This is a genomic window from Vibrio sp. JZG10 (assembly GCF_054064075.1).
In genome coordinates, this window is record NZ_JBSUGE010000015.1 from 165,370 (window position 1) to 181,743 (window position 16,374).

At 46.1% G+C, this 16,374-nt stretch carries 15 protein-coding genes; 2 read left to right on the top strand and 13 right to left on the bottom strand.

Annotated features, from left to right (window positions below; all coding sequences use genetic code 11):
- Nucleotide 1: 1 nt before the first annotated feature.
- From rodA to leuS, 7 genes are all read right to left on the bottom strand, one after another.
- Nucleotides 2-1,123 (bottom strand): rod shape-determining protein RodA, encoded by a 1,122-nt coding sequence (rodA, locus tag ACWYVB_RS17315; RefSeq protein ID WP_005391317.1) that lies wholly within the window; start codon nt 1,121-1,123, stop codon nt 2-4.
- Nucleotides 1,123-3,039, bottom strand: a complete 1,917-nt coding sequence (mrdA, locus tag ACWYVB_RS17320) for a penicillin-binding protein 2 (protein ID WP_457529549.1) — start codon at nt 3,037-3,039, stop codon at nt 1,123-1,125. The genes rodA and mrdA overlap by 1 nt, the downstream gene beginning before the upstream one ends.
- A gap of 29 nt (nt 3,040-3,068) precedes the next feature.
- A complete protein-coding gene (gene rlmH, locus ACWYVB_RS17325; RefSeq protein WP_017821762.1) occupies nt 3,069-3,539 on the bottom strand; it encodes a 23S rRNA (pseudouridine(1915)-N(3))-methyltransferase RlmH in 471 nt (156 codons plus the stop codon).
- Between the two features lie 4 nt (nt 3,540-3,543).
- Nucleotides 3,544-3,861, bottom strand: a complete 318-nt coding sequence (gene rsfS, locus ACWYVB_RS17330) for a ribosome silencing factor (RefSeq protein ID WP_005373015.1) — start codon at nt 3,859-3,861, stop codon at nt 3,544-3,546.
- 88 nt (nt 3,862-3,949) lie between these two features.
- Nucleotides 3,950-4,969, bottom strand: coding sequence for a DNA polymerase III subunit delta (gene holA / locus ACWYVB_RS17335; protein ID WP_457529552.1), 1,020 nt, complete (start codon nt 4,967-4,969; stop codon nt 3,950-3,952).
- Between the two features lie 5 nt (nt 4,970-4,974).
- Nucleotides 4,975-5,514, bottom strand: a complete 540-nt coding sequence (locus ACWYVB_RS17340; RefSeq protein ID WP_005373019.1) for an LPS-assembly lipoprotein LptE — start codon at nt 5,512-5,514, stop codon at nt 4,975-4,977.
- 152 nt (nt 5,515-5,666) lie between these two features.
- Nucleotides 5,667-8,240, bottom strand: a complete 2,574-nt coding sequence (gene leuS / locus ACWYVB_RS17345; RefSeq protein WP_005391313.1) for a leucine--tRNA ligase — start codon at nt 8,238-8,240, stop codon at nt 5,667-5,669.
- Between the two features lie 153 nt (nt 8,241-8,393).
- On the opposite strand from leuS, the gene ACWYVB_RS17350 reads away from it, so the two are divergent.
- Nucleotides 8,394-8,864, top strand: coding sequence for a zinc ribbon-containing protein (locus ACWYVB_RS17350; RefSeq protein ID WP_005373024.1), 471 nt, complete (start codon nt 8,394-8,396; stop codon nt 8,862-8,864).
- A gap of 229 nt (nt 8,865-9,093) precedes the next feature.
- On the opposite strand, the gene lnt is transcribed toward ACWYVB_RS17350, so the two are convergent.
- The 5 genes from lnt to miaB all read right to left on the bottom strand — a co-directional run bounded on the left by lnt (nt 9,094) and on the right by miaB (nt 14,730).
- On the bottom strand, nt 9,094-10,629 hold the full coding sequence (gene lnt, locus ACWYVB_RS17355) for an apolipoprotein N-acyltransferase (RefSeq protein WP_457529555.1): 1,536 nt from the start codon (nt 10,627-10,629) through the stop codon (nt 9,094-9,096).
- Nucleotides 10,630-10,662: 33 nt separating this feature from the next.
- A complete protein-coding gene (corC, locus tag ACWYVB_RS17360) occupies nt 10,663-11,562 on the bottom strand; it encodes a CNNM family magnesium/cobalt transport protein CorC (protein ID WP_005384118.1) in 900 nt (299 codons plus the stop codon).
- Nucleotides 11,563-11,667: 105 nt separating this feature from the next.
- On the bottom strand, nt 11,668-12,132 hold the full coding sequence (gene ybeY / locus ACWYVB_RS17365) for an rRNA maturation RNase YbeY (protein ID WP_005391311.1): 465 nt from the start codon (nt 12,130-12,132) through the stop codon (nt 11,668-11,670).
- A gap of 2 nt (nt 12,133-12,134) precedes the next feature.
- Nucleotides 12,135-13,232: a PhoH family protein gene (locus ACWYVB_RS17370; protein WP_457529557.1), complete on the bottom strand. Its 1,098-nt coding sequence runs from the start codon at nt 13,230-13,232 to the stop codon at nt 12,135-12,137.
- A gap of 73 nt (nt 13,233-13,305) precedes the next feature.
- On the bottom strand, nt 13,306-14,730 hold the full coding sequence (gene miaB / locus ACWYVB_RS17375) for a tRNA (N6-isopentenyl adenosine(37)-C2)-methylthiotransferase MiaB (RefSeq protein ID WP_005391310.1): 1,425 nt from the start codon (nt 14,728-14,730) through the stop codon (nt 13,306-13,308).
- A 257-nt stretch (nt 14,731-14,987) separates the two neighbouring features.
- Here miaB and ACWYVB_RS17380 point away from each other — a divergent pair, with 257 nt between their 5' ends.
- A complete protein-coding gene (locus ACWYVB_RS17380) occupies nt 14,988-16,166 on the top strand; it encodes a 2-octaprenyl-3-methyl-6-methoxy-1,4-benzoquinol hydroxylase (protein ID WP_048626106.1) in 1,179 nt (392 codons plus the stop codon).
- 13 nt (nt 16,167-16,179) lie between these two features.
- Here the strand turns inward: ACWYVB_RS17380 and ACWYVB_RS17385 are convergent.
- A partial coding sequence (locus ACWYVB_RS17385) for a hypothetical protein (RefSeq protein ID WP_281190218.1) occupies nt 16,180-16,374 on the bottom strand: 195 nt, incomplete at its 5' end.

A 16,374-nucleotide genomic window follows, 5' to 3' on the forward strand; every position in this document is an offset into this window, starting at 1 on the left:
TCTAGGTCGCCTTAGAGAATGCTTTTCGGTGCGTATGAATTGACATCAGAATACCAAAGCCAGCCATCAAGGTTACCATTGATGTGCCGCCATAACTAATGAGTGGCAACGGTACACCTACTACAGGTAGGATGCCACTTACCATGCCAATATTTACAAAAATATACACGAAGAAGCTGAGTACAATACTGCCTGCCATCATTCGTCCAAATGCAGTTTGCGCTTGGCTGGCGAGGTATAAACCTCGTCCAATAATAAATAGATAGATGGCTAAAAGGCAAAGGAAGCCAATCATACCCCATTCTTCAGCAATTACTGCAAAGATAAAGTCAGTGTGTCGTTCAGGAAGAAATTCCAGTTGTGATTGAGTGCCTTGCAACCAACCTTTGCCTGAAATACCACCAGAGCCAATCGCGATTTTACTCTGAATAATGTGGTAGCCCGCACCAAGCGGATCTGACTCTGGGTTAAACAGAGTACGTACGCGAACTTTTTGGTATTCGCGCATCAAGAAGAACCACAAAATCGGAATGAAACCACCGAGTGCGATGGCGGCACCAGCGATGATTTTCCAACTAATGCCCGCGAGGAAGATAACAAAAATACCGGAAGCGGCGATTAGGATAGAGGTCCCTAAGTCAGGCTGTTTTGCAATGAGGATGGTTGGTAAGCAGACCATAATCAGTGCAACGATGAGTGTTTTTAGCGTTGGCGGAAGGGGCTGTCGACCAACATAGCGTGCCACCATTAATGGCACCGCGAGCTTCAATAACTCGGAAGGTTGAAAGCGCACAAAACCGAGGTTAAGCCAACGCTGTGCGCCTTTCGAGGCTTCACCGAAAAACAGCACGCCAAAGAGCAGTATGACGCCGCCGACGAACATCAAAGGTGCCAAGCTCTCGTAGGTTCGTGGAGAAAGCTGCGCAAGAACGATCATCACAACGAGTGAAAGCACCATCCGCATAGCTTGGCGATCCATCATTAGTAAACTTTGGCCACTAGCGCTGTACATGATCACCAGGCCAAACCCCATCAGGGCCAGTATGCCAAGTAGGAGTGGTAAGTCGATATGGAAGCGTTCAAACAGGGCGCGATTTTTACCTGTAGAGGGATCCATCTTCATTACTGTTTTACCTCTTTCTTCGCATTGTTTTCAGGCTCAATTTCTTCTGGGCCTAGAACGACTCGGTCAAAAATTTTCCTTACTACTGGGGCACCGTTGCTAGAACCACCGCCGGCGTTTTCTAGTACTACAGTGACGACCACTTTAGGATCATCAAATGGTGCAAAGCCAGTAAATAACGCATGGTCACGTAAGTGCTCGGCGATCTCATCGGCGTTGTACTCTTCGTTTTCACCCAGACCGAAGACCTGTGCAGTACCTGATTTACCCGCTGTTTGATAACTCATTTTGTAGAATGAGCGGCGAGCTGTTCCGCGCGTGCCATGGTTTACCCGACGCATGCCTTCTTTCGCCATATCCCAGTACTTTTTCGGTACATTCTTGATTGGCGGGTAAGTCACGTATTCTGTTGTTTGTTGTTCTTCGAAGTCGTTGCCGTTCTCTATCGTCGCTTTGAGCAAGTGAGGTGCGATCACTTCTCCCTCATTTACTAATACGGAGGTCGCTTTGGCGATTTGCATTGGTGTTGCTGTCCAATAACCTTGGCCGATACCCACAGGGATCGTATCGCCTTTGTACCACGGGGTTTTATGGCGAGACATTTTCCAGTCACGAGTCGGCATATTCGCCTTACTTTCTTCGTAGATATCGATGCCAGTGTAATCACCAAAACCGAACATCATCATCCAATTCGAAATACGGTCAATACCCATGTCATAAGCGATTTGATAGTAGAAGGTATCAACAGACTCTTCGATCGACTTAATGATATCGACGCGTCCGTGCCCCCAACGCAACCAGTCACGGAATGGGCGAGTGTTGGAGTTTGGTATGCGCCAATAACCAGGATCATTTCGCGTGGTGTTAGGTGTGACGACACCTTCTTGCAGCGCGGCTACCGCCATAAATGGTTTGATGGTAGACGCAGGTGGGTAAATGCCAAGTGTGGTACGGTTGACCAAAGGACGGTTTTTATCGTTCAAAAGGGCGCGATAGTCTTTACCCGAGATTCCGTGCACGAACGAGTTAGGGTCGTAGCTAGGGCTTGAAACCATAGCCAGCACGCCGTTGTCTCTAGGATCGATCACTACAGCACTGCCTCGGCGGCCATCCAATAATTGGTGTACGTACAGCTGCAAGTTGATATCAAGGTTTAAAACGATGTCTTTTCCGGGTACAGGTGGAACGTACTTTAACGTACGAATCACGCGGCCGCGGCTGTTTACCTCGACTTCTTGATATCCGGCCGTACCGTGTAAGAGGTCTTCGTAGTATTTTTCGATACCCAGCTTACCAATGTCGCGAGTGGCTTGATAGTTTGCATCTTTTTCTTCTCGGATCAGGCGCTGCATGTCGCGATCATTGATTCGAGAAACGTAACCAATCACGTGGGTTAAGACTTCGCTGAAAGGGTAATAGCGCTTTAAGGTCGCACTTATTTCTACACCAGGAAAGCGGTACTGATTGACGGAGAATACCGCTACTTGTTTTTCGTTCAGTTGGGTAAGCAGTGGGACTGACTTAAATCGACGAGTCCGTTTACGCTCTTGGTGGAAACGTTCAATCTGATCTGGGGTAATTTCCAGAATGGTTTGTAGTTCTTGGATGGTTGCATCAATGTCTTTAATTTTTTCTGGAGTCAGTTCTAAGTTAAAGACGGGACGGTTCTCTGCCAGTAAAACACCATTTCGATCATAAATCAGACCTCGGTTAGGCGCGATAGGAACCACTTTGATACGGTTATCGTTCGAGCGGGTTTGATAATCTTGAAACTGGTTCACCTGAATGTTGTACATGTTGGTGACCAGAGCTCCCATCAAGAGAACAATACCGATAAAAGCGACAATAGCGCGGCTGGCAAACAGACGCGCTTCGGCTTGATAATCTCGGATTTGACTGCGGCGCTTACGAATCATTAACGCTTGGCTCTAAAGTTAAACAACGATTATTCGCGGTGGTAAGGATGGTTCGCGGTGATGCTCCACGCTCGGTACAAGCTTTCTGCCATTACGATACGCACTAAAGGGTGGGGTAGCGTTAAGGCAGACAATGACCAGCTTTGGTCTGCTGCAGCTTTGCATGCAGGAGCGAGTCCTTCAGGACCGCCGATTAAGATTGATACATCACGGCCATCTAATTTCCAAGCTTCTAACTGCTCAGCAAGTTGAGGAGTGTCCCATTTTTTACCTGGGATATCTAACGTGACGATACGGTTGCCTTTTGGTACCGCAGCGAGCATCGCTTCCCCTTCTTTTTGCAGGATGCGAGCGATATCGGCATTTTTTCCACGTTTGCCAGCAGAGATTTCAATCAACTCCAATGGCATATCATGTGGGAAACGGCGACGATATTCTTGAAAGCCTTCCTCAACCCATTTGGGCATTTTTGTGCCAACAGCAATTAGTTGAATTTTCAAAAGATTAACCCCAGAGTTTTTCTAGCTGGTAGAGTTCGCGGTGCTCTTCTTGCATCACGTGAAGCATGGCGTCGCCCATATCTAGGACTACCCATTCACCTTCGTTTTCACCTTCCATTCCTAGTGGCTCAAGACCGGCTTTTTTCACTTCTGTTGCAACGTGGTCAGCGATGGATGAAACGTGGCGTTTGGATGTGCCAGTACAGATGATCATGTAATCTGTCACGCTTGATTTATCTTCCACGTTTAGGACGATAATGTCTTCCGCTTTCATGTCGTCGGCTTTATCAGCTAAAAAGTCTTTCAGTTCTTCGCGAAGCACTCGGTTTTCCTCGGTTTGTCTCTTATCTCTACAGTGTTTTACATTCTTGCTTGCAAAACAGGTCGCGCACTATATCACGCTTTGATTTTTAAATTGCCAGCTTAATATCAGGAGAGCAGGTTTCTAAGCTCAACTGATGAATAGTTGGCCATACAGACTCGTCATATTGAGTTTTGGCTTTTATCTCTGCTTGAGCCAACAAGGAGAGCAATGCACAAATACGACTCGCCGATAAGCGGGTCAGTGCTGCGTTATAGAGTGGACGCTTGTTTTGCCAAACTCGATATTTCTCAAATACCTGGTTCATTCCCATTTGAGTTAAGTCTTGATGCATATTTAAAAGTTGGCTCAACTCTTTTTGTACACTTCGAATCAAGATCACGGTCTCGACCCCTTCCGCCTCAAGTTGGCGAAGAATGCGTTGTGCACGGTTTGCTTTACCTGCCAGTAAGGCGTCGATCCAGTTAAACGTAGTAAAGTGATTATGACGACTTAGGGCTTCCTCTAAACGTATGATGGTCAGCTCACCATCCGGGTAGAGTAGGGCCAATTTCTCTAAGCTTTGTGACAATGCAAACAGGTTACCTTCATGCCATTGAGCCAACATTTGCAGTGATTGTTGATCGGGTTTTAGGCCCAACGCGCGGCAACGTGCCTGAATGAACATAGGTAAGCGTTGTAGATCTGGCGACAAACAGCTTACCCAGTCGCCTTTTGAGCTTAATGCTTTGAACCATTTCGCATTTTCTTGGGCTTTGGTCAGTTTGCTACCAACAATGACGAGCATGATGTCATCATGCAGCATATCACACAGTGTTTGCAGCTCTTTGCTGAGGGCGGTTGTCACGCCACTCTCTGGAATTTCAAGCTCGATCAATTGACGGTTTGAGAACAGGCTCATCGCTTGGAAGCAATCGTAAACTTGATTCCAGTCGATGCTTGCGTCTACCGCAAAACGGTGTTTTTCCTCAAAACCTTGTTGAAACGCTGCCTTTTGGATTGCTTGGCGGCTCTCTTGAATCAGTAACGGCTCATTCCCAAAGATTAGGTAAACTTGTTTAACGTGTTTAGTTAAATGATCCGTTAATTTATCGGCATAAATTCGCATAGTGATTAAGAGTTTGTGTTCGCTGGCTCAGAGATTTGTCCTGCTTCATATTCGGCACGAATACGGCCCAACTGGCGCATCATCTGTTTTGCAGCTTGCAAGCGCATCTCGTCTTCAATTACGTCACGTTCAACAGATTTTGCAAGTGCCGTCAACGGGTTGTCTAGGTAGTTGCGGTTTACTGTTGTCGTAAAGTTTTTAGAGCCATAGCCAGGAATCGTCACACGGTATTTTACTACGTATGTCAGCTCTTTTTCTGCTGCACGGCTATTTTGATACAGAGACAGTGTACGCTCATCGATAGTCGCTTCCGTCAAATGAAGGTTGGGTACAGTCGATGATGGTTGAACAAGTTCAACTTTGTTCAGTTCGAGTTGAGAGCGAACATAGCGAGTTAATTCACTGTATTCATCGTAGCTGGAGAAAGACATAGTGTGCAGCTCTTCCGGTACGGAATACTCGCCGCGAAGGTGAAAACCACAGGCAGAAAGAAGCCCCGCTAATACCAATACCACTGGTAGTTTAATCAAAGAGAAAAAGCGCATTGATTGTATTCATCCTAAATTGAAGGGGTTATTTACCTTAAACCACTCATGTGAATGGTTTGAGGTAAATAAACAGGGTAGCGAACTACCCTGTTTAATGACTCTTGGTTAACAAATAAGTTCGCTAAACAGAGACAAATTGCAAGCTGTGATTAGTTTGCAACGATGTTCAGCAGTTTACCTGGAACGTAAATGACTTTACGAATAGTCAGGCCATCAGTGAACTTAACCACGTTTTCGTCGTTTAGACCAAGCTGTTCGATATCGTCTTTAGAGATATCTGCTGGAACTGTTAGCTTCGCACGTAGCTTACCGTTAACTTGAACAACGATAGTTTTTTCGTCTTCAACTAGCGCTTTTTCGTCAAACGTCGGCCATGCCGCGTTATCAATGTCTGTTTCACCTAGTGCTGCCCATAGCTCGTATGAGATATGAGGAGTGATAGGGTAAAGCATGACAACGATAGCTTTCAGTGCTTCGTCAAGGATTGCACGATCTTGCGCAGATTCTTGAGGCGCTTTCGCTAGTTTGTTCATCAGCTCCATGATCGCTGCGATCGCGGTGTTGAATGTTTGACGACGAGCGATATCGTCCGTCACTTTCGCGATAGTTTTGTGAACGTCACGGCGAAGTGCTTTTTGATCACCAGAAAGCGCTGCGGTATCTACTGCTTCTGCTGCGCCTTTCGCTGTGTGCTCTTTCACTAGTTTCCAAACACGTTTTAGGAAGCGGTTCGCACCTTCTACGCCAGACTCTTGCCATTCAAGTGTCATGTCCGCTGGAGACGCGAACATCATGAATAGACGTACTGTGTCAGCGCCGTACTTGTCTACCATTTCTTGAGGGTCGATACCGTTGTTCTTAGACTTAGACATCTTGATCATGCCTGAGTGCGTTACATCGCGACCTTCAGTGTCTTTAGCAGAAGTAATGCGGCCTTTACCATCACGTTCAACGGCTACGTCTGTTGGAGCTACCCACTCTTTACCGCCTTTCTCGTTCTCGAAGTAGAACGCGTCTGCCAGTACCATGCCTTGACACAGTAGCTGCTTGAACGGTTCGTCAGACGTTACGTAGCCCGCGTCACGTAGCAACTTGTGGAAGAAGCGAGAGTACAGTAGGTGCATACAAGCGTGCTCGATACCGCCGATGTACTGGTCTACTGGTAGCCAGTAGTTTGCTTTTTCTGGATCTAGGATGTCGTCTGCTTGCGGTGAACAGTAACGCGCGTAGTACCAAGAAGATTCCATGAACGTATCGAACGTATCTGTCTCACGTAGAGCAGGTTCGCCGTTGAATGTGGTCTTCGCCCATTCTTTATCTGCTTTGATTGGGCTGGTTACGCCGTCCATTACCACGTCTTCTGGAAGAATCACTGGTAGTTGGTCAGCAGGTACTGGGTGAACTTCACCGTCTTCAGTCGTTACCATTGGGATTGGTGCGCCCCAGTAACGTTGACGAGATACACCCCAGTCGCGTAGACGGAAGTTTACAGTCTTAGTGCCTTTGCCTTCTGCTTCTAGCTTCGCTGCAATTGCATCGAACGCCGCTTGGAATTCTAGGCCGTCGAATTCACCTGAATCGAACAGTACGCCTTTCTCAGTGTATGCTGCTTCAGAGATGTCTAGCTCGCTGCCATCAGCAGGCTTGATAACTGGCACGATGTCTAGACCGTACTTCGTTGCGAACTCGTAGTCACGTTGGTCGTGTGCAGGTACTGCCATTACCGCGCCTGTACCGTAGTCCATCAGTACGAAGTTTGCTACGTAAACAGGAACTTCACGGCCGTTCAATGGATGAATAGCAGTAAGGCCAGTAGCCATACCTTTCTTCTCCATTGTCGCTAGCTCAGCTTCTGCAACCTTGTTGTTCTTACATTCGTCGATAAACGCTGCAAGCTCTGGATTGTTCTCTGCAGCAAGAGCTGCAAGAGGGTGGCCGGCTGCGATGCCCACGTAAGTCACACCCATTAGCGTATCTGGACGTGTTGTGTAAACTTCTAGGTCTTGTTGACCCTTAACTTCAAACTTCAGCTCAACGCCTTCAGAGCGGCCAATCCAGTTGCGCTGCATGGTTTTCACCATTTCAGGCCAACCTTCAAGCTTGTCTAGGTCGTCTAGTAGCTCTTGAGCGTACTCAGTGATTTTGATGAACCATTGAGGGATTTCTTTTTGCTCTACAGGCGTATCACAACGCCAGCAACAACCGTCTTCAACCTGCTCGTTTGCAAGAACAGTTTGGTCGTTAGGACACCAGTTAACAGAAGAAGTCTTCTTGTAAACTAAACCTTTCTCGTAAAGCTTAGTGAAGAACTCTTGCTCCCAGCGGTAGTACTCCGGTGTACAAGTTGCGAATTCACGGTTCCAATCGTAACCAAAGCCTAGAAGCTTAAGTTGGTTCTTCATGTATTCGATGTTTTCGTAAGTCCAAGGTGCTGGCGCAGTTTTGTTTTTTACTGCTGCGTTTTCTGCTGGTAGACCGAATGCGTCCCAACCGATTGGTTGCATCACGTTTTTGCCTTGTAGGCGTTGGAAACGAGATACTACATCACCGATAGTGTAGTTGCGCACGTGACCCATGTGCAGTCGACCACTTGGGTATGGGAACATGGATAGACAGTAGAATTTTTCTTTATTTGGGTCTTCACTTACAACAAAGGTTTTGTTGTCATCCCAGTGCTTTTGAACTTTTTGTTCAATATCTTGTGGGTTGTATTGTTCTTGCATCGATGGTATCCGTTATCTTGGAATTTGTGAGTTCGGTTAGAACAGACTTAAATAGATCGTCATAGAATACCTAAAGCTAGGGATCACAACAATAGCCAATCTGTACCCATGCGCCCTTAAGTGACGCAGGTAGGAGAAAGATGGAGGTCAGTTATGCCTAAACGTAAAACAGGTTATGAGGAAATGCTCGAGGATGTGATTGAAACCTTGAAGCACAGTCCGGAAGAAGTTAACAAAGCGATTGAGACGTCGGGCAAAGTGGTGGATGCTGCTAATGACTTGACCAAAGATGAATTGGCTTTAATCAAAGCGTACCTTAAAGCAGACTTAAAAGAGTTTTCAGAGAGTTACGAGGACAGTAAAAGCGGCCCGTTTTACTTAACGATTGCGGATTCGATATGGCAAGGGCTGTTAGAGATTACAGACCGAACTAAAGTTGAGTGGGTTGAGTTGTTCGATGACTTAGAGCATCAAGGGCTATATGAAGCAGGAGAGGTGATAGGCTTAGGCACTTTGGTCTGTGATGAGTGTGGTCACAAGACAACGTATAACCACCCAACTGTAATCATTCCGTGTATTAAATGTGGTCACAAAGGCTTTACTCGCCAGTCATTAAAGCCATAAATGGCGCGTAACGACTGTATAATGCAATGAATAAAAAAGAGGCTTGGTAGCCTCTTTTTTGTCTTTTCTACTTTCAAGCTGCTCTTAATACCAATCGTAGTAAATAACTGGTTATTCTAGCTTGTTAAAATACTCGATAACTGCGTTAAAAATTTTGATTGTAGAATAACTACTTATCGAAAATTTTTGCCTTGTTCTCAAGCGTTTTTCCTACGCAATTTCTGATCACTTATTTACTGTGATTGGTATAACTCTGTTTTCTTCTTAAACCGAAAGTCAGCGCTAAACTTAACCCAACCCAAATATACAATGGCCAAGTACCTACGATTCGATATGGCGTTTTCCCATTGGTTGGGGTGAGCTCTGCGCGTAGCACTGCAGTTTCAAACTGCGGTACTTGCTCAACGATTTTTCCCTTGTGATCGGTTACCGCTGTTAATCCGTTGTTAGTCGAGCGGATGAGCGGTTTACCTAATTCTAAGGCACGCATACGGGCGATCTCCATATGCTGAAGAGGGCCGATAGAGTGACCAAACCATGCGTCGTTTGATAACGTTAGAATGAAGTCCGTTTCGTCAGTCACATTTTGACGCACTTGTTCATTAAAGATGATCTCATAGCAAAGCGCTGGTGCCATGTGCATGCCATTCGCAACGATGTTGGGCTGCACAAAAGCTCCCCGGCTAAACGACGACATCGGCAAGTTAAAGAATGGCGCTAATGGGCGCAAAATATCTTCAAATGGAACAAACTCACCAAACGGTAACAAGTGATGCTTATGGTAGCGTTCGCTCAAGTCGAAACTGTAGTCACCGTATGGTGTGATGCCAAGGGATAGGATACTGTTGTAGAACTGTCGATCTTCAGCTTGGTTGACGACACCAGTGATGATTGCGCTGTTATTCATTTTTGCTGCGCTGTCGATATTGCTCAAAAATGAAGGCACTTCAATTTCAAAAGCAGGAATTGCAGCTTCTGGCCAGACGATAATATCAGCGTCCCAGTTTTCACGAGTGAGATCGGCGTATTTCATGATGGTTGGCCAACGTTGGCTTGGCAGCCACTTAAGGTTTTGGTCAACGTTACCTTGAATCAGCGCGAGCTTAGTCGTGTCTTCTGGCCGAGGTGTTACCCAATCGTAGTTTCGAATCCCAAAGCCTGTGCTGAGTAATACCGCGGGAATAACCACCATCAGCCACTGTTTATGAACCCAAGCATAGGCTAATGCCCCCGCACTAATAAGGACAAACAGAGTGAGCAGTTCCACGCCACCGATAGGCGCAAAGCTTGCTAGTGGAGCATCAATCTGGCTGTAACCTAGCCATAACCAAGGGAAGCCGGTCATCACCCAACCACGCGACCAATCACTGATTAGCCATAAAGCGGGCGCAGCGAGAAGCGCTTTTGTGAGTGTGAATTGAGGAAATAGCTTGTTGTTGAGCCAAGCAAATAAGCCTGAATAAACAGCCAAGTAGGCGACAAGCAAGCCCATTAAAAATAAATTGGCAATCAGTGGCATGCCACCAAAGCCGGAGATACTGACGTACACCCAGCTAACGCCAGTTGCAAATTGACCCAACCCCCAAGCATAGCCAATCCACAGTGCACGTTTCGGAGTTTGGTTAGCAAGAAGAATCAGTAGAATAGCTGGGCTAAGAATGGCAACAGGCCACAACTGGTAAGGTGCAAAAGCGAGCGTAGTAGAGGCGCCAACAAAAGCGGCCACTAAGGGCCGCTTGAGGCGATGAAAGAGTTCATTCATCATTATAATTTTCTGAGATTCCCAATGGGTATCGCGTTACTCTTGAGTGGCTTCAACCAGGGTTTCTTCGTCTGGGATCGTCACTTGGAGTTGAATGACACGACGGTTATCGGCAGCGGTGACTTTGAAGTTGTAACCTTCAATTTCAACCAGTTCACCACGAGAAGGTAAGTGACCAAAGGCAGTCATGACCATGCCACCAACGGTATCTACTTCCTCATCGCTGAAGTTAGTTCCAAATGTCTCATTAAACTCTTCGATGGTTGTCAGCGCTCTGACAGCAAACGTATGCTTGCTAAGCTTACGAATGTCTGTCTCTTCGCTTTCATCGAATTCATCTTCGATATCCCCGACGATTTCTTCAAGGATATCTTCAATGGTCACAAGACCAGAAACACCACCGAATTCATCGACAACAATGGCCATATGATAACGTTCTTCACGGAACTCTTTCAGCAGTCGATCAACGCGTTTACTTTCCGGTACCACAACGGCTGGTCGAATAACTTCTTCGATATCAAATGGATTACTGCCTGAGCCTAAGTATTTAAGTAAGTCCTTCGCAAGAAGAATGCCTTCCACATGGTCTTTATCTTCGCTGATCACAGGGTAGCGAGAGTGTTGAGCATCGGTAATCAAGGCAACCAAGGTATCAAGGTCGTGAGTACGCTCAACCGTAACCATTTGCGAACGCGGGATCATAATGTCACGCACGCGCATTTCGGAGATTTCCATAACACCTTCAAGCATATCGCGGGTGTCATGGTCAATCAGGTCATTGACTTCAGAGTCACGGATAACATCCACAAGCTCTTGGCGATCTTTTGGTTCGCCCTGAAATAATTGACCTAGACGTTCAAAGAAGGACTTTCTACTCGGACCTTCTGCCTTTTCTTTCTTATCTTCGTTAGAAGAGGGAGAATTATCTTCGTTCATTGTTTCTCAATTAAGTAACGCTATCAGAAGTGTGATAGCACACATAGAGAGGCGAACACGAGAATCATTTTGGTGGTTCGCCTTTCCCTGCTGAATAGCCAATGGCTACTCTTTTTCAGCAATGTAAGGGTCTTCATAGCCCATACCTTGCATGATTTCGGTTTCGAGGGACTCCATCTCTTCGGCTTCGTCATCCTCAATATGATCATAACCTAGCAGATGCAAGCTGCCATGTACAACCATATGCGCCCAATGTGCTAACAGAGGCTTGTTCTGTTCAATTGCCTCTTTTTCAACGACTTGGCGGCAAATAATTAAGTCGCCAAGTAAATCTATTTCCATACCTGGAGGGGCTTCAAATGGAAAAGACAACACATTGGTCGGTTTATCTTTACCACGATACTCATGGTTAAGCGTGTGACTTTCTTGTTCATCCACAATGCGAATGGTGACTTCGGCTTGTGGCTGGAAGAGAGGAATCGTCTTATCTAGCCACAATTGGAAATCTTGCTGCGAAGGCAGCCCTTCTTCATTTTCGACTGCCAGTTGCAGATCAAGTTCAATCGCCATGATTATTCCTTAGTGGAAGCAACTTGTGCATTCAGTTCGGCTTTCGCTGCTTCTAATAACTTCGCATCGCGTTCTTCACGACGACGCTTCTCGAACTCTTTACGCTCTTTCTGGTCTTGTGCTTCCCACTTCTCATACGCGTTAATGATACGAGCAACCACTGGGTGACGTACAACGTCGTCTGCTAAAAAGAAGTTAAAGCTGATGTCGTCGACTTCGCTTAGTACTTCAATAGCATGACGAAGACCCGATTTTGCACCACGAGGTAAGTCGATTTGCGTGACGTCACCAGTGATAACTGCGCGAGAGTTAAAACCAATACGCGTTAGGAACATCTTCATCTGCTCAACCGTGGTGTTCTGACTCTCATCAAGAATGATGAAAGCGTCGTTTAGAGTACGACCACGCATGTAAGCAAGAGGGGCTACCTCAATCACGTTACGTTCAATCAGCTTCTCTACGCGCTCAAAGCCCAACATTTCAAATAGGGCATCGTATAGCGGACGTAGGTATGGGTCGACTTTCTGGCTTAAGTCACCAGGTAGGAAGCCCAGTTTCTCACCGGCTTCAACCGCAGGGCGCGTCAATAGAATACGACGGATCTCTTGGCGCTCTAGTGCGTCAACTGCTGCTGCAACAGCAAGATAAGTTTTACCTGTACCAGCTGGGCCAATACCAAAAGAAATATCATGCGTGACCATATTAACCAAGTACTGAGCTTGGTTTGGCGTACGTGGTTTGATCACGCCTTTCTTGGTTTTGACGAAGACTTCTTTACCATGCTCGATATTAGACTCAGTATTCTGCTCAAGAACACCAGACTCTTTAATCGCTAAATGGATCTGTTCAGGCTCAATGTCTGGGATCTCACCTCGTACAGGTGCGGTATCAACATACAGAGTTTTCAGGATATCCAGCGCAGCTGATGCGGTATGAGGTTTACCGACAATTGTAAAATGGTCACTACGGTGGTTAATTTCAACGCCTAGACGACGTTCTAAATGCTTGATGTTGTCATCGAATGGACCGCACAGGCTAGCAAGTCGGCGGTTGTCGGAAGGTTCTAGGTTAATTTCTAGAGTTACGATTTTATTACTCAATGTTGCCTCTCATTTTTTGCCACTTAATGAGAGCCTGATAACGACCAGGCTCTCCATGGCTATTTATACGAGCTTATGGCGTAAAAGTAGCTACACCCAGCTCATCTTCGCGACGTGTTTTCGCCATCATCTGCGTTGGGGAAATCACACTACGAAGATCCATGTCTTTTTCAGTACGTACTAGCTCACCACGCAGTGAGTTCGCAAATACGTCTACGATCTTCACATCAACGAACTGACCAATTAGGTCTGCACTACCTTCAAAGTTTACTACACGGTTGTTTTCTGTACGAGCGCGCAGTTCCATTAGGTTTTTCTTCGAAGGACCTTCAACTAGAACACGTTGTTCTGTGCCAAGCATTAAGCGAGAGTAACGCATCGCTTGAGCATTGATAGTTTGCTGTAGTTCGTAAAGGCGCTCTTTCTTCACTTGTTCTGATACATCACAAGGGTAATCCGCTGCTGGCGTACCTGGACGTGGAGAGAAGATGAAGCTGAAGCTCATGTCAAAGTCTACATCTTTGATTAGCTTCATTGTGTCTTGGAAGTCTTTGTCTGTCTCACCAGGGAAACCAACAATAAAGTCTGAACTGATTTGAATATCAGGACGAGCTTTACGCAGTTTACGGATGATCGACTTGTACTCGATAGCGGTGTGAGGGCGTTTCATCATAGTTAGGATACGGTCACTACCACTTTGCACAGGTAAGTGCAGGAAGCTCACAAGCTCAGGCGTATCTTCGTAAACCGCGATGATGTCGTCAGTGAATTCTAGCGGGTGGCTCGTTGTGAAACGAATACGGTCGATACCATCGATAGACGCAACCAAACGAAGCAGTTCTGCAAATGAACAGATTTCACCGTCGTGTGTTGGACCGCGGTACGCGTTTACGTTTTGACCCAGTAGGTTTACTTCACGTACGCCTTGTTCAGCAAGCTGTGCGATTTCGAACAGCACGTCATCCATTGGACGGCTTACTTCTTCACCACGAGTGTACGGTACGACACAGTAAGTACAGTACTTCGAGCAGCCTTCCATAATAGAAACGAATGCTGTCGCGCCTTCTGCACGAGGCTCTGGTAGGCGGTCGAACTTTTCGATCTCTGGGAACGAAATGTCCATAACTGGTGCGTCATCCGACTGAGATTGTTTGATCATCTCAGGTAGGCGGTGCAGAGTTTGTGGGCCAAAAATAACGTCGACGTATGGTGCACGTTCACGAATATGGTCACCTTCTTGCGTTGCTACACAACCACCTACACCGATAACTACGCCAGGTTTTTTATCTTTTAGTGTTTTCCAGCGGCCAAGCTGGTGGAAAACTTTCTCTTGCGCTTTTTCACGGATCGAACAGGTGTTAAGTAGAAGTACGTCTGCTTCCTCTGGCTCTTCCGTCAGCTCGTAGCCGTTTGCAGCATTAAGCAGGTCGGCCATTTTTGATGAATCGTATTCGTTCATCTGGCAGCCCCAGGTTTTAATTAGCAGTTTCTTACTCATCTCACTTTCGCTCGTTCAGTTGTACTTAAATTGGAGAGCTATTGCTCAAATTATAGCCGCCATCACGGCGGTAAGCGGCGTATTGTACTGCTTTAAAAAGCACCTGACTAGTGATCTGGCTAATTCTCTGCAAAGCCTGATGAAATCTAGTTTTTCGCCCTATGCAGAACAAGGTTTTTTGTTAAACAATTTTGTAAAAATAGCCATGGAAAGTACAATAAAAAACGCCAATTAATCAGCACGATGAAGAGTAAAAAATGAACAAGTATGACATCGCCGTGATCGGTGGCGGTATGGTTGGGGCAGCCGTCGCTGTTGGATTTGCCAAGCAGGGCAGAAGCGTTGTCTTGGTTGAAGGTGCAAAACCCAAAGCTTTTGATGCCGCTCAGGCGATGGATATTCGCGTATCTGCGATTTCGCACCAGTCGGTGGAGTTACTTGATTCACTCGGCGCATGGTCAGAAATTAAAAGTATGCGAGTTTGCCCTTATCGGCGTTTAGAAACTTGGGAGCACCCGGAGTGCCGTACTCGTTTTCACTCTGATGAACTGTCATTGGAGCAGCTAGGTTATATCGTTGAAAACCGCCTAATCCAATTAGGTCTTTGGCAAGTCTTCTCTCAGTATGACAATCTAACCGTGATGTGTCCCGAGCGATTAAAAGACATTGAGTTTGCAGATGTAAACCTTGTGACACTAGAAAGTGGGGTGCAGTTTGAAGCTAACTGGGTAATTGGTGCTGATGGTGCAAACTCTAAAGTTCGTCAATTGGCTGGAATTGGTGTGACTGCGTGGGATTACCGACAACACTGCATGTTGATTAACGTGAAAACAGAATTGCCACAGCAAGATATCACTTGGCAACAATTTACTCCTTCAGGCCCGCGTTCATTTTTACCTTTGTGCTCTTTGACTAATGAAGACGGTCAAGAAGTAGGCCAAGGTTCGTTGGTTTGGTATGACTCGCCAAAACGCATTAAACAACTGTGTGCGATGGGTAAACCTCAACTAAGGGAAGAAATCTTACGTCATTTCCCTGTTGAATTGGGCGATATTGAAGTTTTACAGTTTGGCTCATTCCCACTCACTCGTCGTCATGCGCAAAGCTACTCAAGCAAAAATTGCGTATTAGTAGGTGACTCTGCTCATACGATCAATCCGCTTGCAGGGCAAGGGGTAAACTTAGGATTCAAAGATGTAGACGTTCTCCTTTCGGTAACAGAACACCGAGAACAGCTAGAAGATGCCTTACTAGCGAAATACGAACGTGCACGTCGACCTGACAACTTACTCATGCAGACAGGCATGGACTTTTTCTATAAAAGTTTTAGCAACGATCTTGGGCCATTGAAGTTTGTACGTAATGCTGCATTGAAGTTTGCTGAAAACTCAGGGCCAATTAAGGCTCAAGTACTGAAATACGCGTTAGGTATGTAGTAAGCTACTCAAATCACAGATAGAAAAAAAGCGAGCCATGGGCTCGCTTTTTTAATTCGGCAAATCTAATGATTTCCCGAGTCCAGAACCAAAAAAAGAAAAAACCCAGCAAAGTAATGCTGGGTTTTCCGATAATGGTGCGGAAGGAGAGACTTGAACTCTCACACCTTGCGGCGCCAGAACCTAAATCTGGTGCGTCTACCAATTC

Coding starts and splice junctions, on each gene's coding strand:
- rodA (WP_005391317.1), bottom strand. CDS start 1,123: ATGAAGATGGATCCCTCTACAGGTAAAAATCGCGCCCTGTTTGAACGC.
- mrdA (WP_457529549.1), bottom strand. CDS start 3,039: ATGATTCGTAAGCGCCGCAGTCAAATCCGAGATTATCAAGCCGAAGCG.
- holA (WP_457529552.1), bottom strand. CDS start 4,969: ATGCGAATTTATGCCGATAAATTAACGGATCATTTAACTAAACACGTT.
- ACWYVB_RS17340 (WP_005373019.1), bottom strand. CDS start 5,514: ATGCGCTTTTTCTCTTTGATTAAACTACCAGTGGTATTGGTATTAGCG.
- leuS (WP_005391313.1), bottom strand. CDS start 8,240: ATGCAAGAACAATACAACCCACAAGATATTGAACAAAAAGTTCAAAAG.
- ACWYVB_RS17350 (WP_005373024.1), top strand. CDS start 8,394: ATGCCTAAACGTAAAACAGGTTATGAGGAAATGCTCGAGGATGTGATT.
- lnt (WP_457529555.1), bottom strand. CDS start 10,629: ATGATGAATGAACTCTTTCATCGCCTCAAGCGGCCCTTAGTGGCCGCT.
- corC (WP_005384118.1), bottom strand. CDS start 11,562: ATGAACGAAGATAATTCTCCCTCTTCTAACGAAGATAAGAAAGAAAAG.
- ybeY (WP_005391311.1), bottom strand. CDS start 12,132: ATGGCGATTGAACTTGATCTGCAACTGGCAGTCGAAAATGAAGAAGGG.
- miaB (WP_005391310.1), bottom strand. CDS start 14,730: ATGAGTAAGAAACTGCTAATTAAAACCTGGGGCTGCCAGATGAACGAA.
- ACWYVB_RS17380 (WP_048626106.1), top strand. CDS start 14,988: ATGAACAAGTATGACATCGCCGTGATCGGTGGCGGTATGGTTGGGGCA.